The organism is Bradyrhizobium sp. SZCCHNRI3043, assembly GCF_032377735.1.
Lineage (GTDB): Bacteria > Pseudomonadota > Alphaproteobacteria > Rhizobiales > Xanthobacteraceae > Bradyrhizobium.
The window spans coordinates 188107-212489 of the sequence record NZ_JAUHID010000002.1 but is presented as its reverse complement, the minus strand read 5'-3'; the positions used below and the strand labels follow the sequence as shown (position 1 = coordinate 212489).

The following is a 24383-nucleotide window of genomic DNA, read 5'->3' as shown; positions in this document are numbered from 1 at the left end:
TGCCTTCGTTCATCGCGGCGGCAGCGATGCCGATGTCCCAACGGGAACGCCCGACAAGCCGCATAGGGGTAATTGGAAACCGCCACGAGAATGTTACTAGACGATATATTCTAGATTTGATTGTCTAATTCACGCACTGTCAAGAGGATGGTGTTCAACTCTCGCGTGAACCTGCTTCCTTGCAACGGCAGGCGGCTGAGCGAATTCTGCGGGCTGCTTGCGACCAACAGGCGCTTCTGATCCGGCGCGCATGCGCGGCGGGACAGGGACGACCGTCACCACCCAACCGGGCCGAAGATACGACCATGTCTCCATTCGCAGGATTCCCCTTCCTTCGGACGTCGGGCTCACGCCTGCTGGCCGTGGCCGGCTGTGCTGCCGTTGGCCTGCTGCTGGCCGGCTGCGAGCAGAAGACGGCCGCAACGGCGCCGCCGTCCCGGCTGGTGCGGACCGAGGTGGTCAAGCTGTCGGAGCGGCGGCAATCGATCACGCTGACCGGCGACGTCCAGGCGCGCGTGCTCGCGGACCTGTCGTTCCGGGTCAGTGGCCGCGTCACCGAGCGGCTGGTCGAGGTCGGCGCGCACGTCAAGGCCGGCCAGTTGCTGGCCAAGATCGACCCGGCCGAGCAGCAGGCCGATCTCGATTCCGCGGAGGCCGCCGTGACGGCTGCGGAGTCGCAGGTCAAGGTCGCGACCTCCAACTTCAACCGGCAGCAGACCTTGTTGTCGAGCGGCTTCACGACACGGGCGACCTTCGACCAGGCCCAGGAGACGCTGCGCACGGCGGAGGGTTCGCTGGAGTCCGCCAAGGCGCAGCTGGGCACGGCCAAGGACGCCCTGACCTATACCGAGCTGCGCGCCGATGCCGACGGCACCATCACCGCGCGCAACATCGAGGTCGGCCAGGTTGCCCAGGCCGCGCAGTCGGTGTTCACGCTGGCCCATGACGGCGCCCGCGACGCCGTGATCGACGTCTACGAGGCCGCGCTGTCGCTCAAGTTCGACGACAGCAAGGTGGCGCTTTCGCTGCTGTCGGATCCCTCGGTCACCGCCAAGGGCACGGTGCGCGAGGTCTCGCCGACCATCGATCCGAAGTCCGGCACGGTCCGCGTCAAGATCGCGATCGAGACTCCGCCACCTGAGATGACCCTCGGCAGCGCCGTCAGCGCCACCGGCTTCATCAAGCCGGAGCAGCGCATCGTGCTGCCATGGAGCGCGCTGACGGCCGCAGGCAAGACGCCGGCGGTCTGGCTGGTCAATGCCGCCGACAAGTCCGTGTCGCTGAAGCCGATCACGATCGAGGATTACGAGACCGGCGCGATCGTCGTCTCGGCCGGATTGAAGCCCGGCGATCGCGTCGTGACCGATGGCGGCAAGCTGCTCAGCGTCGGACAACAGATCACATTCAACGAGGAGAAGCGGTCGTGATGACGCCAATGCGTTGTGTTCTTCCGCTTGGCGCGCTCGCCCTGCTCGCCGGCTGCAACGAGCAGGCCGCCGCCCCCGAGCCGGTCCGGCCTGTGCTGTCGATGAAGATCGAGCCGCAGGCGGCCAACGGCTCGGCCGTCACCGGCACCATCGAGCCGCGCTACAAGTCTGATCTGAGCTTCCGAGTCCTTGGACGGCTGATCTCGCGTCCCGTTTTCGTCGGCGACACGGTCAAGCAGGACCAGGTGGTGGCGGCGATCGATCCCGCCGCGCTCGAGCTCGCCGTGCGTGCCTCGGCCGCCGAGGTCTCGCGCAGCCAGGCGCAACTGACCAATGCGACCGGCACCGAGGGCCGGCAGCGCACCCTGCTGGAAACCGACGCCACCACCAAGGCGACCTTGGAGAGCGCGGAGCAGTCGCGCGCAGCCGCCCAGGCCTCCGTCGTCAAGGCGCAGTCCAACCTCGCCAAGGCGCGCGAGCAGCTCGGCTACGCGCAGCTCAAGGCTGATTTCGCCGGCATCGTCACCGCGGTCGGCGCGGAAGTCGGACAGGTCGTCTCGCCGGGCGTGAGCGTCGTCACCATCGCGCGGCCCGACGTCCGCGAAGCCGTCATCGATGTCGGCGACGACATCGCCGGCGGCCTGCAGGCCGGCACGCCGTTCACCGTGCGGCTCCAGGTCGATCCCGGCATCAGCGCGGCAGGCAAGGTCCGCGAGATCGCGCCGCGCGCCGATGCCACGACGCGCACGCGCCGCATCCGCATCACGCTCGACAGCCCGCCGGAGATCATGCGCCTCGGCACCACCGTGACCGCCACGCTGGACACCGAGCAGAAGACCGTCATCCGGCTGCCGCGCTCGGCCGTGCTGGAGCAGAACGACAAGAGCTTCGTCTGGCTGATCGATGCGGCCAGCAAGACCGTCAAGCGACAGGAAATCACGATCGCCAGGAACGAGGACGGCAGCGTCCGCGTCACCGGCGGCCTCGACGCCGGACAGCGCGTCGTCACCGCCGGCGTGCACAGTCTCAAGGATGGCCAGTCCGTCCGCATCGATCAGGAATCTCAGCCGTGAAGTCCTTCAACCTCTCCGACTGGGCGCTCGAGCACCGCTCGCTCGTCTGGTATTTCATGATCGCGTTCATGGCCGCGGGTCTCTACTCCTACCTGCATCTCGGCCGTGAGGAGGATCCGTCATTCACCATCAAGACGATGCTGATCCAGGCCAAGTGGCCCGGCGCCTCCGCCGAGGAGATGACACGCCAGGTCACCGACCGCATCGAGAAGAAGCTCGAGGAGCTGCCGGCGCTCGACTATACCAAGAGCTTGACCGTGCCCGGCCAGACTACCGTGTTCGTCAACCTGCGCGACACGACCAAGGCGCGCGATGTCGTTCCGACCTGGCTGCAGGTGCGCAACCTGATCAACGACATCAAGGGCGACTTTCCGTCCGGCGTGATCGGGCCGGGATTCAACGACCGCTTCGGCGACGTGTTCGGCAACATCTACGCCTTCACCAGCGACGGGCTGAGCCAGCGCCAGCTCCGTGACCGCGTCGAAGAGGTCCGCGCCAAGGTGTTGACCGTGCCCAATGTCGGCCGCGTCGACATCGTCGGCGCGCAGAACGAGGTGATCTATCTCGAATTCTCGCCACGCAAGGTGGCCGCGCTCGGTATCGACCAGCGCACCATCCTGACCGCGCTGCAGGCGCAGAACGCGGTGTCGCCGTCCGGCGTGCTGCAGGCCGGCCCCGAGCGCGTCGCCGTGCGCGTCTCCGGCCAGTTCACCTCCGAGGAGAGCCTCAAGGCGATCAACCTGCGCATCAACGACCGCTTCTTTCCGCTCACCGACGTCGCCACCATCACCCGCGGCTATGAGGACCCGCCGACGTCGCTGTTCCGCTTCAACGGCCAGCCGGCGATCGGGCTTGCCATCGGCATGAAGGCGGGCGCCAACCTGCTCGACTTCGGCGAGGCGCTGAAGGAGGAGATGGCGAAGGTCGTGGCCGACCTGCCGGTCGGCGTCGGCGTGCATCTCGTCTCGGACCAGCCCAAGATCGTCGAGGAAGCCGTCGGCGGCTTCACCAAGGCACTGTACGAAGCCGTCATCATCGTGCTGGCGATCAGCTTCGTCAGCCTCGGCGTGCGCGCGGGCCTCGTCGTCGCGATCTCGATCCCGCTGGTGCTCGCGATCACCTTCCTGTTCATGAACTACACGGGCATATCCCTGCAGCGCATCTCGCTGGGCGCGCTGATCATCGCGCTCGGCCTCCTGGTCGACGACGCCATGATCGCGGTCGAGATGATGGTGGCGCGGCTCGAAGTGGGCGACAGCCTGCGCAAGGCAGCGACCTATGTCTACACCTCGACCGCGTTCCCGATGCTGACGGGAACGCTGGTCACGGTCGCCGGCTTCATTCCGATCGGCCTCAACAACAGCGCCGCCGGCGAGTTCACCTTCACGCTGTTCGTCGTGATCGCGGTGTCGCTGGTCGTGTCGTGGATCGTCGCCGTGCTGTTCACGCCGCTGCTCGGCGTCTCCATTCTGCCCGCGACCTTGCCGAGTCATCATGCCGAAGGCGGCCGGCTGACGCGGATCTTCCGCGCCATGCTCAATGCCTGCATGCGGCACCGCTGGACCACGATCATCGCCACGGTGCTGATCTTCGGCCTCTCCGTGTTCGGCATGCGCTTCGTGCAGCAGCAGTTCTTCCCCTCCTCCGACCGCAATGAGCTCGTCATCGACTTCAACCTGCCGCAGAACTCCTCGATCGCCGAGACCAATGCGCAGATGGCGCAGTTCGAGCAGGAGGCGCTGAAGGGCGATCCCGACATCGACCATTGGTCGACCTATGTCGGCTCCGGCGCGCAGCGCTTCGTGCTGTCGTTCGACGTGCAGCCGGCCGACGTGTCGTTCGGCCAGATCATCATCGTCACCAAGAGCCTCGAGGCGCGCGACCGTGCCCGCGCCAAGCTGCAGGCCTATCTGACCAAGACGTTCCCCGGCACCGACGCCTATGTGCATTTGCTCGACATCGGCCCGCCGGTCGGCCGCCCGGTGCAGTATCGCGTCAGCGGGCCCGATGTGGCCAAGGTGCGCGAGATCGCGCAGGAATTGGCCGGCGTCCTGCGCGGCAACAGCCATCTCGGGGCCGTCATCTTCGACTGGATGGAGCCGGCGCGCGTCGTGAAAGTCGACGTGCTGCAGGACAAGGCGCGCCAGCTCGGCGTCACCTCGGAGGACATCGCCAACGCGCTGAACGGCGTGCTCGACGGCACCTCGATCACCCAGGTGCGCGACGACATCTATCTGATCGACGTTCGCGGCCGCGCCCAGGCCAAGGAACGACAGTCGCTGGAGACGCTGCGCGATCTGCAGCTGTCCGGATCGAACGGCCAGTCGATCCCGCTCGCGGCGCTGGCGACCCTGCGCTACCAGATCGAGCAGCCGGAGATCTGGCGCCGCTCGCGGCAGCCGACGCTGACCCTGAAGGCCAGCGTGATCGATCAGGTGCAGCCCAACACGGTCGTCGATCAGCTCAAGCCGGCGATCACGGCCTTCGACGCCAAACTTCCGGCCGGCTACAAGGTCGCCACCGGCGGCAGCGTCGAGGAGAGCGCCAAGAGCCAGGCGCCGATCATCGCGGTCGTCCCGATCATGCTGTTCACGATGGCGACCATCCTGATGCTGCAGCTGCAGAGCTTCCAGCGTCTGTTCCTGGTGTTCGCGGTGGCGCCGCTGGCCCTGATCGGCGTCGTCGCGGCGCTGCTGCCGAGCGGCGCGCCGCTCGGCTTCGTCGCCATCCTCGGCGTGCTCGCGCTGATCGGCATCCTGATCAGAAACTCGGTGATCCTGATCGTGCAGATCGAGCATCTGCGCGAAGAAGGACGGCCGCCGTGGGAGGCCGTGATGGAGGCGACCGAGCACCGCATGCGGCCGATCATGCTGACGGCGGCCGCAGCCTCGCTGGCGCTGATCCCGATCGCGCGCGAGGTGTTCTGGGGCCCGATGGCCTATGCGATGATGGGCGGCATCATCGTCGGCACAGTGCTGACCTTGCTGTTCCTGCCGGCGCTCTACGTCGCCTGGTTCCGCATCAAGGCGCCGGATAACACCGCGGCTCCGGAGGCCACGCCGCACGGCGTGTAAGACGACGAAGGGCGGGGAATCGCAGATAATTGCATGGGATAAGCCGTCCGCGTGGGTTAAACGCCACGCGGCGGCCGGTTAGATTCGGCCTTCATGGAAGGATGCGAATCATGACCGATCCTCAGATCGTCTGCCCCTCCTGCCGTACCGAGATCAAGCTGACCGAGCAGCTCGCAGCGCCCTTGATCGCGGAGACGCGCCGGCAGTTCGAGAAGCAGCTCCAGGCGAAGGAAGCCGATTTCGGCCGCCGCGAGGCGCAGCTCAAAGCGGCGCAGGAGCAGATCGCCCAGGCCAAGGCCGCGATCGATCAGCAGGTCGCCGCCAAGCTGAAGGCCGAGCGCGCCGCGATCGCGCAGGCCGAGGCGGCGAAGGCCCGCCAGGCCGTTGCGGACGAAATGGGCAACCGCGACCGCCAGCTCGCCGAGCTGCATGAGGCCATCGTCAGCAAGGACGCCAAGCTCGCCGACGCCCAGAAGGCGCAGGCCGAGATGATGCGCAAGCAGCGCGAGCTCGACGAGGCCCGCCGCGAACTCGATCTCACCATCGAGACCAAGGTGCAGGAGAGCCTTGTTGCCGTGCGCGACAAGGCGCGGCTGGAGGCCGAGGAGTCGCTGAAGGCCAAGGTCGCCGAGAAGGAAACCCAGATCGCCGGCATGCAGCGCCAGATCGAGGAACTCCGCCGCAAGGCCGAGCAAGGCTCGCAGCAACTGCAGGGCGAGGCGCTCGAGATCGAGCTAGAGTCACAACTGCGTGCGCGCTTCCCCCGCGACCTTGTCGAGCCGGTGCCGAAGGGCGAGTTCGGCGGCGACGTGATCCATCGGGTCGTGGCCCCCAGCGGCCAGGTCTGCGGGGCGATCCTGTGGGAGTCCAAGCGCACCAAGAACTGGAGCGATGGCTGGCTGGTCAAGCTGCGCGACGACCTGCGCGCCGCCAAGGCCGACATCGCGCTGATCGTCTCGAGCGCGCTGCCCAAGGGGGTCGACGGCTTCGACCTGATCGACGGCGTCTGGGTCGCCGAGCCGCGCTTCGCGCTGCCACTGTCGCTGGCACTGCGGCAGTCGCTGATCGACGTCGCCTGCAGCAAGCTCGCGCAGGAGGGCCAGCAGACCAAGATGGAGATGGTCTACGCCTATCTCACGGGCCCCCGTTTCCGCCACCGCATCGACGCCATCGTCGAGCGCTTCACCGAGATGCAATCGGACCTCGACCGCGAGCGCAAGACCATGATGCGGCTCTGGGCCAAGCGCGAGGAGCAACTGCGCGGCGTGCTGGATTCGACGGCGGGACTGTATGGCGACCTGCAGGGCATCGCCGGCCGGGCGATGCAGGAGATCGAGAGCCTCGACGTGCTGCTGATCGAGGGCAAGAGCGAGGCGGCGGAGTAGCGCGCGCCGGCCGCGCCGATCCGAGGTGTGCCAGCACCGCACCGCGCCTATGCTTTCCTACGCGGCCGCGTCTCGCATTCCCATGGCATGCGGATGCAGATGGCCGCTACTGCTTCGCCATCTGTGTGCTCGCCTGCGCGTCCCTTTGCACAGCACCCTTGTCGACCCATTCCGGCGGGGCGCCCAGGCGGTTGGCGACCATGCCGATGACTCCAGGATCCCTGCCGAACGCCTCACATGCCGCATTCTTCGGCTTGCCGCCGAGCGCCGCGCCGATCCGTTCGATCGACGGCAGCTTCGGCACCTTGCCGAACGGGGTCTCGCCGGTCACCAGCATCTGGCCGAAATCGGCGCTGAACGAACCTGCCAAATCGTAGGCATCGCCGGCCTGCGACAGCACCGGCGAGTTGGTGAACGAATTGGCGCCGCGCGCCCATACCATTGCGGCCTGCTGCCGGCCCTTGCGGTCGAGCGCCTCAGCCTCGATCGTGAGACTGCCGAGCCCGATCGGCAGCCGCGGCACCGGAACAGGAACGCCGAGCGCGCCCGGCACGGCCGACACGACCTTGGAGGCCCCGGCGGCAACCGGATCGGTCGGCGTCGCCTGGGTGATGAAGGTGCGCGTCGTCAGATCGGCCCTTTGATTGGGCGCCACGACCGTGAAACGTTCGCTCAGGTTGAGACACAGCGCGCGGTCGACGGCATTGGCAACGAGCTGCCGCTGCTGGTCCGTCAGCACCGCGCCGGCCTGGCCCGAGAAGGATGTCGGCATGATACGCACGGTCTGCGCCGCGAGCACATTGTCCTTGTCGACGTTGAGCTGCGACTTGGCGAGCAGGCCGTTCGATTCCGCCAGCGACTGATAGGACGCGAGCGCGCCGCTCTGCGTCATCGGCGCCGTGGCGCAGCCCGACAGGCCGAGGGCCGCGCACAGCATCGCCAGGCGGATGGTGGCCGGGGTGCATGATCTCACGAAAGCCGCGACGTCGATTTCGACCATGCCCGGACCGCCTCACGCCGACCAATCTGCGCGCCCCTCGCGAGCGGCGCCATGTTTCTCCTAGGAAAATCCGGACAGCGTGGGGCGGAAGCATGGAGAGATGTTACGCAACGCCACCAACCAAGGAGAGAGTGCGGCAAGCGCGTCCGCGGTCCGCCACCTGCGCCGGCGGACTCAAAATCCGCTGGTGATGGCGACGACGCCCGACACCGCCAGGACGGCGCCCAGCCAGGCGGCCGGCGCGGGCCTGAGCCCGGTGCTCCACCACAGCAGCGGCAGGATCATGACAGGGGTCGTCGACGACAGGCTGGAGACGATCCCGACGGGCCGGCTGGTCAGCGCAAACAAGACGAGTGTCATGCCGACGCCCATCCCCAGCACACCGCTCAGCGCGGACCGCATGACGACCGATCGATCCACTGCGAACGAGCTGCGGAAACGCGGCATGACGGACAAGGCGACCAAAGCAGCCAATCCGATCGCGGCGCGAATTGACGTGGCCAATGCCGGATCCAGACCCGCGGCCATCACGGGACGCGCCATCAGGACAGCGGCCGCCGCGAACAGCGCGGCCGCCAGACCGAACAACAAACCTGCTCCGACCGAGCCGTGCGCTTCCTGAGCGACCGCGACAGGCTGTCGAAAGACGATCGCGACCCACACGCCGCTCACGATACACCCCACGCCCGTCATCTTGATCGTGGACAGCGTCTCACCGAGCAGGAGATAGCCGAGCACGGCCGCGAATGCGGCCCAGCTGGCGTAGACGACGGCGGTCAGGCGCGGCCCCAGCCGGGCCAGCGCCGCATAGAAACAGGAATCCGCGACGACGACGCCGAGCAGGCTCGATGCTGCCAGCATCAGCAGCTGATCACCGGACGGCGCGGCCCAGTGGCCTCGCAGCGTCACCAAGGCCAGCATGCTCAAGAGCGCCGCCGCAAGGCGGATCGCGTTGAACCTGACGGGACCGAGTTGGCGGACGGCCGACGGCGCGATGATGTTGCTGACGGCGATGCTGAAAGCGGCCGCCAGCGCGGCCAGATCGTGAAGCATCATCGGCGGCACGCCGGTCGGCCGAACACCTCACGCGGCACGGCCAAGCCAGGCGCGCATCTTCTGGGCCAAGGTGAGGCGCGGCTCTCCCGCCGATGTCCCGTTGCCGACCGGATCATCGGCAGCTTCGCGATCCGCATCGGAAGGCTGCGGCTCGGAGCTGCCCGTCTCTCGTGTCGGCACGGCGCCGGCTGCGCCGCCACGCGTCGCCGGACGGTCCGGAACGAGCGATTTGATCGCGGCCACGACAGCTTCCACCCGCTCGACATCCTCGGGCACGCGCTCCGCCTCGGCGGGCTGCGGCGCGATCGTCGCGCCGACCTCGGACAGTGCCTCCGTCTCCGACCGGTCCGGCCGAGCCTCCGGCGCCGCTGCTGTGGCCGCCACTGCCGGCGTTGGTGCGATCTCCGGCGCGGGCGCGTCGTGCTCGGCTGCGGTGACGGCGGCGATCTCTGCAGGCGGCGCAGGCGGCTCGCTGACGCGGCTGCGGCGCTTCTTCGCCACGGCAGACTTTTCGGCGACGGCGGCCTTCTCCGCCACGATCTTTTCAGCTGCCGCCGGGGTCTTTTCCACCGTTCTGGCCACCTCCGGCGCCGGCTTCGCCCTGGTCTTGCGGATCAGTCCGGCCAGCGCGTAGGGCCCGACCATCTCCAGGAACGTCCTTTCATGATCGCGCGACAGCCGCGCGACCGCGGCATCGAGCAGCAGCCAGTCGACGGCGCGGACGTCGTCCATCAGCGGCTGCGACGGCTCATCGGCCGCTTCCATGCGCCAGTAATGCACGACCTTGGAACGCGTGCCGGTGTCGACGACCAACGTGCCGAGGAACTCGTGCACGGTGACCTTGTGGCCGGTTTCCTCCAGCACCTCGCGCTTGGCAGCGTCGCGCGGCGTCTCGCCGTCGTCGAGCTTGCCCTTGGGCAGCACCCATTCGTCGCGCTTGCGCAGGCGCACGACCGCGATGCGCGGCGGCTGTTCCCGCCGCAGCACGATGCCACCTGCCGCCATGATCGGCGCTCTCGCCATCGCCTCTCCCGAGCCGCAACGACCGCAACTCCCGCGGTCCGATTCGCCAGTTGAACGCTCCGATATAGGACTGCGCAACGACGAAATCGAGATTCCGCAAGCGTGGACCTGACATTCATCCGGCGGCGACGCGCCTGCGCCACAGTGGCTGTCCGGCGCGGATGCGGGCGCCTTCCGTCACATTGGGGCAGAACGTGAAGTCGCCGGGCGCGAGCAGGATGATCGTCGAGCCATGCTCGAACCAGCCGAGCTCGTCGCCCTTGCGCACATTGTTGTTACAGGTGTAGGCGAGCGGCCGCTCGGTCTGCGCGTTCAATACGCGGTCCAGCGCATGCAGGCGGATGCTCGCCACCAGGATCGCGGCGACCGGCACGATCGTGAACGGCTCGCCGGAAGCGAGGTGCGTGCGGATCACCGCGCGCTCGTTCTTGCAGAACAGCCGCTCGACCCGCTTCAGCGCGATCGGATTGACGTTCCAGACGTCGCCATGGATCAGGCTGACATGCTCGATCGTCATGTCGGCCGGCGCGTGGAAGCGGTGATACATGCTCGAGGTGAGGCGCAAGGTGACGAAGCAGCCGTTGCGATGGGTCTCGACCACAGCGGGATCGGCGACCAGATCACGCAGCGAATAAGGCGCGCCCTTGATCTGATAGAGTTCGCCGTCCTTGATCAGGCCGTGGGCGCCGATGATGCCGTCCGACGGGCTGGTGACGATGGTGGAATCGGGATCGAACGGCCGCAGGCCGGGCTTCAGCTCGCGCGTGAAGCAGGCGTGCAGGCTCTTGAAGCGGCTTTCCTTGGCTTCCGAGAGATCGAGGTCGGAGAACAGCTTCCACAGCGCGATCGAGGCGTCCCGGACGAGCGGAGTCTCGATCTTGGAGAACCAGCCCATGAAGCGGGTCAGCGCGGCGCGCGGCACGCGGTTGGTGAGCAGGAAGTTGAGGTCTTCCTGTTGGGTGACGGAGGCGATCAGGCTTTTGACTGTCATGAATCTGTCAGCAGGAGGGGTTAGCGCTTTTGGACATGATGGAAAACTCGATTCCTTATGTATCGCTCGCCGTTGGCGCTGCCGTGACGGCCGCCGTCGCCCCGAAGGTCAAGGCTCGCATCGAATTGTCGCGCGCCAAGCACCGCTCGCTGGCCGGCCATTCCAAGATGTCGCGCCGGATCTCGAAGCTGATCCCGCGCTATGAGTTCGACATCGACGACTTCTTCCGCTCCGACGGCGCTCCGCCGGATGTCGCGACCCGGCGGCAGGATGGCTTCTTCCGGCTCGGCACGCTGTTCCAGGAGAAGTTCGCCAAGAGCCGCGCGCTGACGGCGGAAGCCGCGAGCCGCATCTCCGATCTGCAGTTCACGCAGTCCTACCGCGTGCCGTTCCAGTACAGCCGGCTGGTCAAGGAGCAGCTCGGCGCCGGCTCGTTCATGCAGGCCTCCTCCGGCGTGACCCTGACCGATCTCGACGGCAACCGGTTCTACGATCTCACCGGCTCCTACGGCGTCAACATCTTCGGCTACGACTTCTACAAGGAGTGCATCGCGGCCGCCGAGCGGCGCGCGAGCGCGCTCGGCCCGGTGCTCGGGCTCTATCATCCGGTCGTCGCCGACAACGTGAAGCGCCTGACCGAGCTGTCCGGCATGGACGAGGTCTCGTTCCACATGTCCGGCACCGAGGCGGTGATGCAGGCGGTGCGGCTCGCCCGCTACCACACCGGCCGCAGCCATCTGGTGCGCTTCGCCGGCGCCTACCACGGCTGGTGGGGCGACGTGCAGCCCGGCGTCGGCAATCCGATCGCGCCGCACGAGACCTACACCTTGGCCGAAATGTCCGAGCGCACCCTGCACGTCCTGCGCACGCGCCGCGACATCGCCTGCGTGCTGGTCAACCCGCTGCAGGCGCTGCACCCGAACGGAAATGCGCCCGGCGATTCGGCACTGGTGGATTCCTCGCGCAAGGGCCGCTATGACCGCGAGGCCTATGCCGCCTGGCTGAAGCAGCTGCGCGAGGTGTGCACCGAGCGCGGCATCGTGCTGCTGTTCGACGAGGTGTTCCTCGGCTTCCGGCTCGCGCCGGGCGGCGCGCAGGAGTATTTCGGCGTCAAGGCCGACATGGTGACCTACGGCAAAAGCCTCGGCGGCGGCCTGCCGATCGGCGTGGTCTGCGGCAAGCGCGAGCTGATGCGCCGCTTCCGCGACGACCGCCCGGCCGACATCTGCTTCGCCCGCGGCACCTTCAACTCGCATCCTTACGTGATGGCGGCGATGGACGAGTTCCTGAGCCGGCTCGACAGCCCGAACTTCCGTGCCATCTACGACGGCCTCGACGAGACCTGGAACGGCCGCGCCGCGCAACTCAACGCCGCACTGGCCGAGCACGAGCTGCCGGTGCGCGTGTCCAATCTGCAGTCGATCTGGCTGGTCGAGTACCCCGTGCCGTCGCGCTACAATTGGATGCTGCAGTACTACCTGCGCGCCGAGGGCCTGGCGCTGAGCTGGGTCGGCACCGGCCGCTTGATCTTCAGCCTGAACTACACCGATGCCGATTTCGCCGAGGTGACCAGGCGCTTCGTCATGGCAGCCGAGAAGATGAAGCAGGACGGCTGGTGGTGGAACGACGGCACCCTCACCAACAAGACGATCAAGCGCCAGATCCTGAAAGAGATGCTCGGCGCCGTGGTCAGACGCTGAGCTCGCTGCCACCCTCCCCTGGAGGGGGAGGGTCGCTTCACGGGGCGCGCAGCGGCGCGTGAGGCGGGGTGGGGTGATCTCTCGACGCAGTTCAGTGCTCGTGGAGAGATCACCCCACCCCGACGCCCGCTGCGCGCGCGTCGACCCTCCCCCTCTAGGGGAGGGTGGCACCGCCGCTTCGGCTTCGGGCGCGATCGATCTCACTTTGGCCTTCCCACAAACACCGATGCCCGGGACCGGCCCGGGCATCGCGCAACTCAAACGCAGCGTCCGGCTCAGGCGTGCTGCTCTTCGAGGCTCTCGCCCATCAGGTGCAGGCCGGGGTCGATCAGCTCGCCGCGCAGCAGCGCCAGCGGGGCCGAGCGATACTGCACGAAATCGTTGAACGGGTCGGTGATGATCTTGGTCATCCAGACGAGGCCGGTTTCGACGTCACGGATGAAGAACAGGTGCACGGTGCGGAACAGCAGCCCGCCGATGCCGATCACGAGCCACAGCTTGGCGGTCTCGCGCACGAAATCCATCGCCGAGGTCCAGGGCGACAGCAGGCCGAACAGGGTCGGCTGCAGATAGAGCACCACGGGAGCCGCGGCCCAGATCGACATCAGCACGACCTTGCGCTGCAGATTGTAGCCGACCTTGATCTCTTCCTTGTGTTCGTGGGTCGCCTGGTTGACGTGGTCGTAGCCCTTCGGCTCGAAGAAGAAGTGGCCCGCCTGGCGCGAGGTCATCGACACCAGCCAGCCGATCAGCGCCGAGACCAGCGGATCGAACACCATCATCACGTAGGCGATCATGAAGCTGAGCGCGCTGACGAAGTGGAGGCTCTGGTTGATGCGGCTGTGATGATAATAGCGGTGGTCGTCCCAGCGCTGGATCCGCAGCTGCTCCAGGAAATGCTTGATCATGGTTGCTCCGAAGAATGAGTTGCAGGTCGTGTACAGGGATTCGGTGTAGATCGTGTGACATCATCAAGATGTCACACGATCGGACGCAGCGAGACGTTGGGGACTACGGAGAACGCCGCAGCGGCGGCAGAGGGCTGCCGCGGCTCAGGCCGCGGCGGCACGCTCCAGCTTGCGGAAACGGACCAGCGAGAAATGGCCGAGCGGCGGGATCAGGCGGCGTTCGACCAGCTCCATGCGCTCGGCGCCGGCGAGCCAGCGGAGATAGCGCGACCAGCCGAACTCGGCGGTGCGGAAGCCGAGACGGCGGACCACCGGCTGCAACGCCTGCTCGATGACGCGGCGCAGGCCGTCGTCGGCGCTGACGCGGGTCAGGATGATCAGCTCGCCGCCCGGGCGCAGCACGCGCGCGAATTCGTCGAGCGCGACCTCCGGGTTCGGTACGGCGGTGACGACATATTGCGCCATCACGACGTCGAAGGAGTCGTCGGGGAAGTCGAGCTGCTCGGCGTCCATCACCGCGAGGCCCTCGACGTTTTTGAGCCGCTGGTCGGCGACGCGGCGCATCGCCTTGCCGAGCATCGCCTCGGAGATGTCGGTGCCGAACACGCGCACATGCGGCGCATAGAGCGGCAGCGAGATGCCGGTGCCGACGCCGACCTCGAGCACGCGGCCGCCGAGCTTGTTGGTGGCTGATATCGCGGCCTTGCGGCCCTTCTCGAACACGCCGCCGAACACGAGGTCGTAGATCGGTGCCCAGCGGTCATAGGCCTGCTCGACCTGCTCGCGATCGAAGTCGAGCTCCCGCGCGCCGTCGAGCTTCATGGTTTCTGCCATCGTTACATCTCACTTGGTTTGGAATTGATGGAGTGACGCAACATCTGCCGTCAGCCGCGCACGGCGCTCTGACCGGCCAGCACCGGGGTCGGACGCACGACGCGGGACGGCTGCAGCACGGCGAGATTGCCGATGAACTGGCGCGCGCTGTTCTCCCAGGAGCGGTCGAGCGCAAATGCGCGGCAGGTCTCCCGCGACATCGTCAGCGCCTTCAAACATGCTGCGCGCAGATCCCAGTCGATCGCTCCGATCGGATGATCGGCGATGACGTCGAGCGGACCGGTCACTGGGAAGGCCGCGACCGGCGTGCCGCAGGCCAGCGACTCCAGTTGCACCACGCCGAACGTATCGGTCAGGCTCGGAAACACGAAGACGTCGGCGGCGGCCATGTGCGCGGTCAGATCCTTGCCGGTCTTCTCGCCGAGGAAATGCGCCGTCGGAAACCGGCGCTCCAGCTCCGCCTTCTGCGGGCCGTTGCCGATCACGACCTTCGAGCCGGGCAGATCGAGCGACAGGAACGCCTCGAGGTTCTTCTCGACCGCAACGCGGCCGACCGTCATGAACACCGGACGCGGCAGATCGAGCGTGACAGGCTCATCCGGATTGAACAGTCTCGTATCGACACCCCGCGTCCAGAAGCCCAGCTTCTTGAAGCCGCGCGAAGCGAGATCCTGCTTCAGCGAATTGGTCGCCACCATGGTCATCGCAGCCGCATCATGGAAGCGGCGCATCACCCAGTAGCCGACGGCATCGGGGATGCCGGTGCGCACCGAGACATATTCCGGAAAGCGCGTCGTGTAGGACGTCGTGAACGGCAGGCCGTGGCGCAGACAGTAGCGGCGCACCGCCCAGCCGATCGTGCCTTCGGTGGCGATATGAATCGCATCCGGCGCGGCGGCCTCGATGCGCCGGGCGATCTCGCGGCCGTTGGTCACGGCGAGCCGCAGGCCCGGATAGGTCGGCACGCCGAACGATGGAAAGCCTTCCGGCGTGAGGAAGGTGATGTCGGCGCCGAGGCCGGCGGCCGCGCGCGCCAGCGAGGTGAGCGTGCGCACCACGCCATTGACCTGCGGGTGCCAGGCGTCGGTTGCGATTAAGATCCGCATAAGGCGATCCGGAAAGTTGCAGCGATTCTGAACGGCCGCAAATTCCGACATTGTTATTTCAGGCGTGTGACGTCATCGAACTGTCGAAGGGTCTTTTTGCCCGCCCGCCGCTATTTTTCCCGCGATCCGTGGCGGCGTCGTACAGGCGCTGTCGTGAAACCGTCATGAAACAAACGGTTAAGCCGACGAAACCGTTTTGCGTGCAGCGCGCAAACGCAACGAAACTTTTCTCCCCTATGAGTTGCAGCATCAGGCGTGGGTCGAAGCGCCACAAAGAATGATGACAGGCAGCCGATTTTGACGACGCCGGCCGAGATAATGGCAGCGCGCACCAAGCGATCAAACAAGGGGACGTCCATGTTCACGCCAGGCACAGTCCGTTCGCCATCCCGCATCCTGTTCGGTGCGCTGATCGTCGGCACGATCGTTGCCACAACGCCGACGCTGGCCGCGCCCCCGGCCCCGCTCCCCTTCCCTTTCCTGCTGCAGCCGCCAGTGGCGACCTACGAGCCGCCGGCAACGACGCCGCAACTGATCACGCCGCGCGAGGACGAGGCGACCGCCTATGAGTTGCCCCCGCGCCTGCGCCGCCAGGTCGTGAGCTACGCGGCCCGCGAAGCGCCCGGCACGATCATCATCGACACACCAAACAAGTATTTGTACTACGTTCTCGGCAACGGCCAGGCGATGCGCTACGGCATCGGCGTCGGCCGTGACGGATTCACCTGGTCGGGCGTGCAGTCGGTGACCAGGAAGGCCGAATGGCCGGACTGGACGCCGCCGCCGGAGATGATCGCGCGCCAGCCCTATCTGCCGCGTCACATGGCCGGCGGTCCCGGCAATCCGCTCGGCGCCCGCGCGATGTATCTCGGCGGCACCGTCTACCGCATTCACGGCACCAACGCGCCCGAGACGATCGGCACGCATGTGTCGTCGGGCTGCATCCGCCTGACCAATCAGGACGTGATCGACCTCTATTCCCGCGTCGGCGTCGGCGCCAAGGTGATCGTGCTGCCGATGGAGCGCCGCGCCGATCTCGGCCGCATGACCCGCTGACCTGCGCGGGCCGCACTGCTCGTTCCTTCTCCCGGATCCTCCCTGACTGGACCGCCGAGGCCCGAAAGCCGCGGCGGTCATTTCTTTGCGCACATTTCGCCATTCACCATCACGGCCGATTGATGGTGGCCTGCTTCATCGGCTGCCCTGGCGCGCCTCCGTCCGGCCCTGTAAGCTCGGCAATCTTGCATTAACCGCGATCTCGCCGCTTCCGGCACGAGCCGGCCCGTGGCAACTGGAGTCCGTGGATCCGACATGAATCTTCCGACGCCGCGACCGGATTGGCAAAGCAGACCTCATCCGCTCGCTCCGAGACCGCAGCAGCCACGGCGGCGCTCGCCGCCCCGGCTGCGGATGATCCTGATCGGCGCCGCCGGCCTTGCCGCCGTCGTGCTGATCGGCATCATCATCGCGGAGGTGTTTCTGTTCTCGGGCAGCACGCCGGCGCCGCAACTGACCCAACTGCCGCCGCTGCCGCCGGCCACGCGCAACTCGATCATCATGACGCCTGTGTCGATCTCGCTCGGCGCGATTCGTGACGCCGCCGAAAAGGCCGCGCCGCGCAACTTCTCCGGCAAGGCCGACAACCCCGTCAACCAGATCCTGCAGAACGCCGACATCGGCTGGACGGTCACCCGCGGCGTCATCGCCGCCACCGGCACCCAGGACACATTGTCCCTGGCGACGCCGCTCTCGGGCCGGCTGAACGTCACCGGATCGCTGTCCGCCAAGGCGACCGGCGCGCTCGGCGATGCCATCGGCGGCCTGCTCGGCTCGGATGCCGCCAAGCAGATCGGCGGCATCAACATCAAGAATCTGAACGCCACCGCCGACATCAAGGGCAACGTCCTGATCGCGATGCGGCCGCGGCTCGCCGCCTCATGGTATGTCGAGCCGAATTTCGCCGCCCAGGTCAATCTCGGCGACACCGCGCTGACCGTGGCGGGTGCCCGCGTCAACGTGCCGGCGCAGATGAAGCCGATCATCGACAAGACCGTCAATGAGCAACTCAGCGCGCTCAGCGACAGGCTGCGCAAGGACCCGACCATCCGACGCGTGGCGCAGGCGCAATGGGCCCGCGCCTGTCGCTCGGTGCCGCTGCAGGGCACCGCGCCCGGATTGCCCGCCGTCTGGCTCGAGATCAAGCCGACGCGCGCGTTGGCCGCGCAGCCCGCGATCGATGCCAACGCAGTCAGCGTCACCATGGGAATCGAAGCGGAGACCCGGGTCACGGCGGCCGAGACCAAGCCGGAGTGTCCGTTCCCCGATAAGATTACGATCATTCCGCCCACCGCCGGAACTATCAATGTCGCGGTTCCGATCGACGTCCCCTTCACCGAGCTCAGCAAGCTCGTCGATTCGCAACTTGCGGGGCGGACGTTCCCCGAGGACGGCTCCGGCCCAGTCGCGGTCACCGTCAAGCATGCGACCGTCGTGCCCTCGGGCGACCGGCTGCTGATCTCGCTGCAGGTCAAGGGCAAGGAGAAAGAGAGCCTCTTCGGCTTCGGCGCCGATGCGACCGTGCACATCTGGGGACGCCCCATGGTGGATCAGGCGCAGCAGATTCTGCGGCTGTCCGACCTGCAGCTCGCCGTCGAATCCGACGCGGCATTCGGCCTGCTCGGCGCCGCCGCTCGCGCCGTGGTGCCGCATCTGCAACGCGCGCTGCTGGAACGTTCGGTGGTCGATCTCAAGCCTTTCGCCGACAACGTCCGCGACAAGATCGCCACGGCGGTCGCCGAGCTGCAGAAGAACGAGAACGGCATCCGCGTCGATACCGACATCAACAATCTCGCTTTGACCGACATCGCCTTCGACGCCACCGTGCTGCGCGTGATCGCCTCGGCGGAGGGCACGATGTCGGTTCGAGTCAATACATTGCCAGGACTGTAACGGCCCGTTGCTACGCCTGGACGACGACGCCTTGCCGAAACCGGCGGCAATTCGTGATCCTCGACGGCCGAGGCCACTTCAGGAGCAGGACATGGGAAGCCAAATGGATGGCGCCATTAGTCTGGCGATCGACAAATAGACGGACGCGGGGCATCGACGGCTTCGTCATCATTCCGCTTCACGACCGATCTGGTATTATCATCCGCAAGCGCATAGCTGGGCCGTCATGCGCGGCGCGGACGCGAGACGGGACCGTAGCGCTCCCGCCACTGCGCGGGCTTGACGCGCTCTCACGAAAGCCGCAACACGGCGCAGAGAGATGTCGTCGGGCCCTTTCCGCGCGCCCGTCGCAGGAAACATTCCGTAACAAAATTCTTCGCAAAACGCCGCGATTCTAGGTCACTTGTCGGTATGGCCCAGACACAACCACACATTCTTGTCGTCGAGGACGACCGCGAGACGCGGACGCTGATCGCAAAATATCTGCGCAACAATGCCTGCAACGTGACCACCGCGACCGACGGCCGCGAGATGACCCGCATCATGGGCGACCACCGTGTCGATCTCCTGATCCTCGACGTGATGCTGCCCGGCGAGGACGGCCTGACCTTGTGCCGCAAGCTGCGCGCGGAGTCGCAAGTGCCGATCATCATGCTCACCGCGCGCGGCGAGGACGTCGATCGCATCCTCGGACTGGAGATGGGCGCCGACGACTATCTGCCGAAGCCGTTCAATCCGCGCGAGCTGCTCGCCCGCATCAACGCGGTGCTGCGCCGGCAGGCGGCCGCGATGACGGCGAGCGCAACCGAAGGCGCGACCGCGCTGAGCTTCCTCGGCTGGACGATCGACTTCCGGCTGCGCGAGCTGCGCAATCCCGAAGGCGCGCGCGTGGCGATGACCAGCGCCGAGTTCGATCTGCTCCGCACCTTCTGCGAGCGGCCGGGCCGCGTGCTGTCGCGCGACAGCCTGCTCGACCTGACGCAGGGCCGCAGCGCCGGCTCGTTCGAGCGCTCGATCGACGTGCTGGTCAGCCGCATCCGCCGCAAGATCGAGCCAGACCCGCAGGAGGCCACCATGATCAAGACCGTGCGCTCCGGCGGCTACATGTTCACGCCCGTCGTCGAGGTGGTGACCGGCCCGCAAAGCCATTGACCATCGGATCGAATGGCGATGTCATGATGTCGTTCGGCTTTCTCAACCTCAAGGGAATCCGCGGCCAGATCACGGCGCTGGTGGCCATTTCGATCGTGGCGCTCCACGCCATCATCACTGCGACGTTCCTGATCTATCGTGCCGAGCAGCCCGACCCCGAAAACGAGGTCGGGCCGTTTCAGCTCGCGACGGCCATCCGCATTCTTGGCCGCGCCCCTGCTGCCGAGCGACCTCGGCTGATCTCCGACATCGCTCGTGCCTATCCTGAGTTCGAGCTCAAGCCTCACGCGGGACCTCTGCCGGGTGATCCCGGCCGCCTGCACGAGCCGGCCGGCCCCGACGTCGGCATCGGGAGCGGTGGCGACGAGCGCCGCCCGGCCCCTCCGGAGATGCCTGACGGACGGCCTCACGGTCCAGGCGGCTTTCGCGGCCTTGGCCCAGGCTATCGCATCTTCATGCCGCCGCCCGGCTCCCAGACGCGCACCGTCATCTTCGCTCTGCCCGATGGCAACATGGTCTCGGCCCGAATGGTCGACCGGCCGCACCGGCCGCCGTTCTGGGGTGCGCCCTGGCTGACGACGATCATGTTCGCGCTGATCAGCATGACGCTGCTCGGCCTGTGGGCCGCGCGCGCACTGACATCGCCGCTGTCGGGCTTCGCGAAGGCCGCCGAGAATTTCAGCCTCGACGGCGATGCGCCGGAATTGCCCGAGCGCGGACCGGAGGAGATCCGATCGTTGGCGCGCGCTCTCAACCGGATGCGCCAACGCATCACGGCGCTGATGAACGACCGCACCAAGATGCTGGCGGCCATCAGCCACGATCTGCGGACACCGCTGACCCGCATGCGGCTGCGTTGTGAGTTCGTCGAGGACGAGCTGCAGCGCAGCCGAATGCTGGCCGATCTCGATCAGATGCATGCGATGCTGGGCTCGGTGCTGTCGTTCCTGCGCAACGGCCGCAAGCTCGAGCCGATGACGCTGGTCGATATCGCGAGCATCCTGCAGCTCGTCGCCGACCAGTTCGCCGACGTCGGCCACAGCGTCACCTATATCGGCCCGGCGCACGCAATGGCGACGGTGCGGCCCGACGACCTGATGCGCTCGGTCACCAATCTGGTCGAGAACGCCGTGAAGTACGGCAAGGAAACGGTCATCAGGTTAACTGCGTCGGGGAAGCGCCTGACGATCGATGTGGAGGATGACGGACCCGGGATCGCCGATGCGCGCAAGCCCGACATGCTGGAGCCGTTCGTGCGCGGCGACGATGCCCGCAACATGGACGAGGCCACCGGCTTCGGGCTTGGCCTGTCGATCGCAAAGGCGATCGTCCAGGCTCATGGCGGCGAACTGTCGCTGCACGATCGCAGGCCGCACGGGCTGATCGCCCGCATCGAGCTGCCGCTCGGCCAGACCACCTTGCGCCCCGCAGCATGACGCGCGAACGCGCCCGGACAAGCCGGGCGCGCCGCGATCGAGACGAGCAGCTATTTTCGTCGGCGATGCCGTTACTGGGAGTACTTGAACTCGGGCATCGACTTCAGCTGGTCCTTGGTCGCGTTGATCATCGCGTGATCGGGATACCAGCGGTTCTTCGTGGAGCTCATCGACGAGGACGAAGTGCCGGTGGCCGCACCAGTCGTGGTCGTGGCCGGCGGCGTGGTCGAGGACGTGGTGCCGGAGGCCGGGGCATTCGACGCAGTGCTTGCCTGAACCGGCTGATCCGAGAACTTGATCTGATCGAACGAGACGGCGACGAGGTGCTCGCCCATGCCGAGGAAGCCGCCGACGCCGATCACGACACCCTTGACCGCGCCGCTCTTGTCGACCAGCAGATCGTCGATCGAGCCGACATTCTCGTTGTTGTTGTTGTAGACCTTCACGCCAACGAGCTTCGAGCTGCGCCAGTCGCCCTGATACGACGCCGCGGTCGTATCGGCGCGGATCGTGGTGCTGGTCGTCGTGGTGGTGCTCTCCGCAGCAAACGCCGCGGTCGCGAGCAACAGGGAACCGGCGAGGCCGGCCGCAACAGTTTTCATCACCATGTGGTGTCTCCTCTCAATGTGTATGATGACGAGAGAACTGCAACCGCCCCCCAGCGTTCCGTGGGAACTACGATTTCGTCATTTTGCGCGACAAGCCGCCTCGGTGCAGCGCGACAACGTCGCTTTGTGACACTCGGGAGCGCGCCGGGCCGGCGAGCCGAAAGCTGGAATCGCGTTTGAGGAGAGCGTTCGACTGGGAGCCCGTGCAACCGGAAGAGCCGCCCCTCACAGCAGAGGACTGCGAGTCGGCGGTCTTCGTTGAGCTGCGCGCGTCGAGCACGGATCCCGCAACGCGGTTCGATGCTCACCTCCCGCAGGTCAATCGCATCTGGAAGAGGCTGGCAGCCCGATACGCCCGCCTGCGGCGGGCTCCTCGGGACGAGGGCTGCTTGGCAAGATCCAAGCCCTCATAAATCCAAGCCCTCGTGGTGAGCGTCTCGAACCAGGGGGCCACGACGGCTCAGCCCATAGGAGATTGCCCTGCCCGCCGACTGCGTCAGGGCCATCTCATTCGGGACGACTGGTCGGTCGATCGACGAAAACTCCGAGCTTCGATATTTCCGAGAGAGCGGCGCATTCTGAATCAGCTACGCGGCCATCGCGCCGTCCTCATCGACGGCCTCGGCATAGAACGCGATGGTCTCGTAGCGATAGTCGCAGAGACGGCAGTGCCAGAGATAGGCGGTGCGCCGCCCATCCTTCTCGACCCAGGCCGGCAGCGCGATCGGCTCGCCACATTGGGCGCAGGGATTGTTGCGCGGCAGGTCGAGGACGCGCATCGCGGATTGCGCGTTGTCGAAATTGCGAAACTGGATGTCGGCTGCCTTCACGGCCATGACGCGCTCCCTCTCTGTTCAGTCTTCTTGAATGAGTCAGGCATGCTGTCGAACTGACGGGCGGGATCATAGCCGCGCAGCGGCTGATTTGCACGCGCCGGGATGCCGCGCGACATCCGACCTCACGAGGATGGGATCCGAGGATGGGATCAATGCGTTTGATTCAATTGCCTCCGGAAGTGACCGCCGGTTCCGCGACATGGCGGGCGCCTGGATTACGCAGATGGATGGTGGCGATATCGTCGGCATAAACCTTCTGCCAGCCGTCGACGTGATCAAGCAGCTTGGTCGCCGCACTCTGCGTGCGCAGCAGGGTCGCCTCGATGTCGTAGTCCTTGAGCAGGCGGAACAGATTGTCCGGCTCCATCAGGCCGGAGGCGGCATTGTGATCGACGAAGAACTTTTCGCCATAGAGCTCGGTGCGGCCGTCGATGAACGGCGCGACACCGGCTGAGATCAGATAGCCGCCGAAATCATAGTCGTTGAGGACCCGCGTGAGGTTGAGCTTCTTCAGCTCGGTCACGGCTGCGACCGGGGTGCCGCGCATGTTCGGCGTGTAGTTCAGGATCGAGGCCGATGCGATGGTGCCGGCGCCGAGCACGAGCATCACCGCCCCCGTCAGCGCGGCTCCCGACGCGCGCGCCTGCGGCAGCACGGGCAGCGCGCCCGCCTGCCGGGCCAGCGGCCCGGCGAGCACCAGCGGGCCGACCAGCGCCAGGATCTCCGCCGCGCGCGCCTGCGCCAGCGCCATGTGCAGCAGGCCGAGCAGCATCAGGATGCGCACCGGCGGCAGCCTGAGGCCGTGGAACAGCGCGAACCCGATCGCGATCAGCAGGCAGATCTCGAACGGGCCGAGGCCCTGGAAATCGGTCGCCTTCCATTCCACGATCAGCGGCAGCGCCTGTCCCAGCGACAGGATCTTCTGCGACGCCAGCAGCGCGTTCCAGCCATAGGGCGTGCAGCAGCTCGCCGCCAGCGCGAGCGCCGCAAACCCCGCCCAGCGCAGCGCCAGGCTGGAGCGGACCGAGCGATCGGCGTTGACCAGCGAGTCGAGTGCGGCGGGCGCGATGAAGAACAGGCCGAACACGAAGCCGCCATGCAGATTGGCCCATAGCGCGATCAGCAGCGCCAGCGGCCATGGCGGCGCGTCCTTGCGATCGGCGGCGTCGATCAGACCGGCGATCCAGGCGACCAGGATGGGAAACGCCAGCACATGCGGCCGCGCCAATAGATGCGGCAGGCAGAGCAGGAACGCCGCGACCACGAACACCAATGTCGTGCTGTCGCGCAGATGCCGGCCGAGCGCACGCGCGAACAGCGCAAAGGACAGCGCAATCACCGACGCCGCCAGCACCACCGGTCCGGTCCAGCCGGCCGCCTTGTAGGCTGCGGCATAGGCGACCTGCGCCAGCCACTGCGTGGAGATCCACGGCGCGCCGCGCATGGTGAAGGAATAGACGTCGACCTCGGGCACCGCGCGGTGGTCGATGATCCACTGCCCCACCGTGATCTGCCACAACGTGTCGGGATCGTTGAGCAGCCGGTTGCCGGAGATCAGCAGCAGCGCATAGACGCCGGCGCCGACCCATAGTGGCAGCAGCGCCTGCGCGCGCCCGGCGGTGGCTTCGGTGTGGGTGACGGACAGCGTCATCGCGGCAGGGCCCCGTTGGCGGAATTGCTCCGCCAGCCAAGCATGCACGGTATAATTCGCGGTAAACCGCCGGCGCATCCGGACTCGACCCGGCGTCTTCGCCCCATTCCTGCCACATTATCGCCCGGCGTTTGCGCCAATTACGGTGTGCAAAGTGTAAAGCGCGTGCTGGGG

Annotated in this window: 19 protein-coding genes; 9 read left to right on the top strand and 10 right to left on the bottom strand. The window is 66.7% G+C overall.

Annotated elements, in window-relative coordinates:
- The first annotated feature begins 305 nt into the window (after positions 1-305).
- The 4 genes from QX124_RS06730 (at position 306) to QX124_RS06715 (ending at position 6959) form a co-directional block, all read left to right on the top strand.
- On the top strand, positions 306-1427 hold the full coding sequence (locus tag QX124_RS06730; protein WP_315796718.1) for an efflux RND transporter periplasmic adaptor subunit: 1122 nt from the start codon (positions 306-308) through the stop codon (positions 1425-1427).
- Complete coding sequence (locus tag QX124_RS06725; protein WP_315796717.1) at positions 1424-2500, top strand: efflux RND transporter periplasmic adaptor subunit; 1077 nt, start codon at positions 1424-1426, stop codon at positions 2498-2500. The genes QX124_RS06730 and QX124_RS06725 overlap by 4 nt, the downstream gene beginning before the upstream one ends.
- Positions 2497-5574, top strand: a complete 3078-nt coding sequence (locus QX124_RS06720; protein ID WP_315781916.1) for an efflux RND transporter permease subunit — start codon at positions 2497-2499, stop codon at positions 5572-5574. The genes QX124_RS06725 and QX124_RS06720 overlap by 4 nt, the downstream gene beginning before the upstream one ends.
- Before the next feature lie 110 nt (positions 5575-5684).
- Positions 5685-6959: a DUF2130 domain-containing protein gene (locus tag QX124_RS06715; RefSeq protein WP_315796716.1), complete on the top strand. Its 1275-nt coding sequence runs from the start codon at positions 5685-5687 to the stop codon at positions 6957-6959.
- 106 nt (positions 6960-7065) lie between these two features.
- On the opposite strand, the gene QX124_RS06710 is transcribed toward QX124_RS06715, so the two are convergent.
- The 4 genes from QX124_RS06710 to asd form a co-directional block, all read right to left on the bottom strand.
- Complete coding sequence (locus tag QX124_RS06710) at positions 7066-7959, bottom strand: DUF3313 domain-containing protein (protein ID WP_315796715.1); 894 nt, start codon at positions 7957-7959, stop codon at positions 7066-7068.
- A gap of 174 nt (positions 7960-8133) precedes the next feature.
- Positions 8134-9012, bottom strand: coding sequence for a DMT family transporter (locus QX124_RS06705; protein ID WP_315755497.1), 879 nt, complete (start codon positions 9010-9012; stop codon positions 8134-8136).
- 30 nt (positions 9013-9042) lie between these two features.
- Entirely contained in the window at positions 9043-10038 is a 996-nt protein-coding gene (locus tag QX124_RS06700) for an NUDIX hydrolase (RefSeq protein ID WP_315796714.1), read from the bottom strand.
- Between the two features lie 115 nt (positions 10039-10153).
- Positions 10154-11029, bottom strand: a complete 876-nt coding sequence (gene asd, locus QX124_RS06695; RefSeq protein ID WP_315796713.1) for an archaetidylserine decarboxylase — start codon at positions 11027-11029, stop codon at positions 10154-10156.
- 35 nt (positions 11030-11064) lie between these two features.
- Here asd and QX124_RS06690 point away from each other — a divergent pair, with 35 nt between their 5' ends.
- Positions 11065-12729, top strand: coding sequence for an aminotransferase class III-fold pyridoxal phosphate-dependent enzyme (locus tag QX124_RS06690; RefSeq protein WP_409997673.1), 1665 nt, complete (start codon positions 11065-11067; stop codon positions 12727-12729).
- A gap of 275 nt (positions 12730-13004) precedes the next feature.
- Here QX124_RS06690 and QX124_RS06685 read toward each other — a convergent pair whose 3' ends face one another.
- The 3 genes from QX124_RS06685 to QX124_RS06675 form a co-directional block, all read right to left on the bottom strand.
- Positions 13005-13637 carry a hypothetical protein gene (locus QX124_RS06685; RefSeq protein WP_315775983.1) on the bottom strand — a complete coding sequence of 211 codons (633 nt, stop codon included), beginning with the start codon at positions 13635-13637 and terminating at the stop codon, positions 13005-13007.
- Between the two features lie 144 nt (positions 13638-13781).
- The gene (locus QX124_RS06680) at positions 13782-14471 is read right to left on the bottom strand and encodes a class I SAM-dependent methyltransferase (protein WP_315738560.1); all 690 of its coding nucleotides are present in this window, start codon (positions 14469-14471) and stop codon (positions 13782-13784) included.
- Positions 14472-14521: 50 nt separating this feature from the next.
- Positions 14522-15577, bottom strand: a complete 1056-nt coding sequence (locus tag QX124_RS06675) for a glycosyltransferase family 1 protein (protein ID WP_315796711.1) — start codon at positions 15575-15577, stop codon at positions 14522-14524.
- Between the two features lie 357 nt (positions 15578-15934).
- On the opposite strand from QX124_RS06675, the gene QX124_RS06670 reads away from it, so the two are divergent.
- The 4 genes from QX124_RS06670 (at position 15935) to QX124_RS06655 (ending at position 21114) form a co-directional block, all read left to right on the top strand.
- Entirely contained in the window at positions 15935-16633 is a 699-nt protein-coding gene (locus QX124_RS06670) for a L,D-transpeptidase (RefSeq protein WP_315738562.1), read from the top strand.
- A gap of 255 nt (positions 16634-16888) precedes the next feature.
- On the top strand, positions 16889-18526 hold the full coding sequence (locus QX124_RS06665) for a DUF4403 family protein (protein ID WP_315738563.1): 1638 nt from the start codon (positions 16889-16891) through the stop codon (positions 18524-18526).
- Between the two features lie 411 nt (positions 18527-18937).
- On the top strand, positions 18938-19678 hold the full coding sequence (locus tag QX124_RS06660) for a response regulator (protein ID WP_315717811.1): 741 nt from the start codon (positions 18938-18940) through the stop codon (positions 19676-19678).
- A gap of 23 nt (positions 19679-19701) precedes the next feature.
- Positions 19702-21114, top strand: a complete 1413-nt coding sequence (locus QX124_RS06655) for an ATP-binding protein (protein WP_315776250.1) — start codon at positions 19702-19704, stop codon at positions 21112-21114.
- 71 nt (positions 21115-21185) lie between these two features.
- On the opposite strand, the gene QX124_RS06650 is transcribed toward QX124_RS06655, so the two are convergent.
- The 3 genes from QX124_RS06650 to QX124_RS06640 form a co-directional block, all read right to left on the bottom strand.
- Complete coding sequence (locus QX124_RS06650; RefSeq protein ID WP_315738564.1) at positions 21186-21722, bottom strand: PRC-barrel domain-containing protein; 537 nt, start codon at positions 21720-21722, stop codon at positions 21186-21188.
- Between the two features lie 587 nt (positions 21723-22309).
- Positions 22310-22558 carry a hypothetical protein gene (locus tag QX124_RS06645; RefSeq protein ID WP_315772004.1) on the bottom strand — a complete coding sequence of 83 codons (249 nt, stop codon included), beginning with the start codon at positions 22556-22558 and terminating at the stop codon, positions 22310-22312.
- A 163-nt stretch (positions 22559-22721) separates the two neighbouring features.
- Entirely contained in the window at positions 22722-24209 is a 1488-nt protein-coding gene (locus tag QX124_RS06640) for a hypothetical protein (protein ID WP_315796710.1), read from the bottom strand.
- Positions 24210-24383 lie beyond the last annotated feature (174 nt).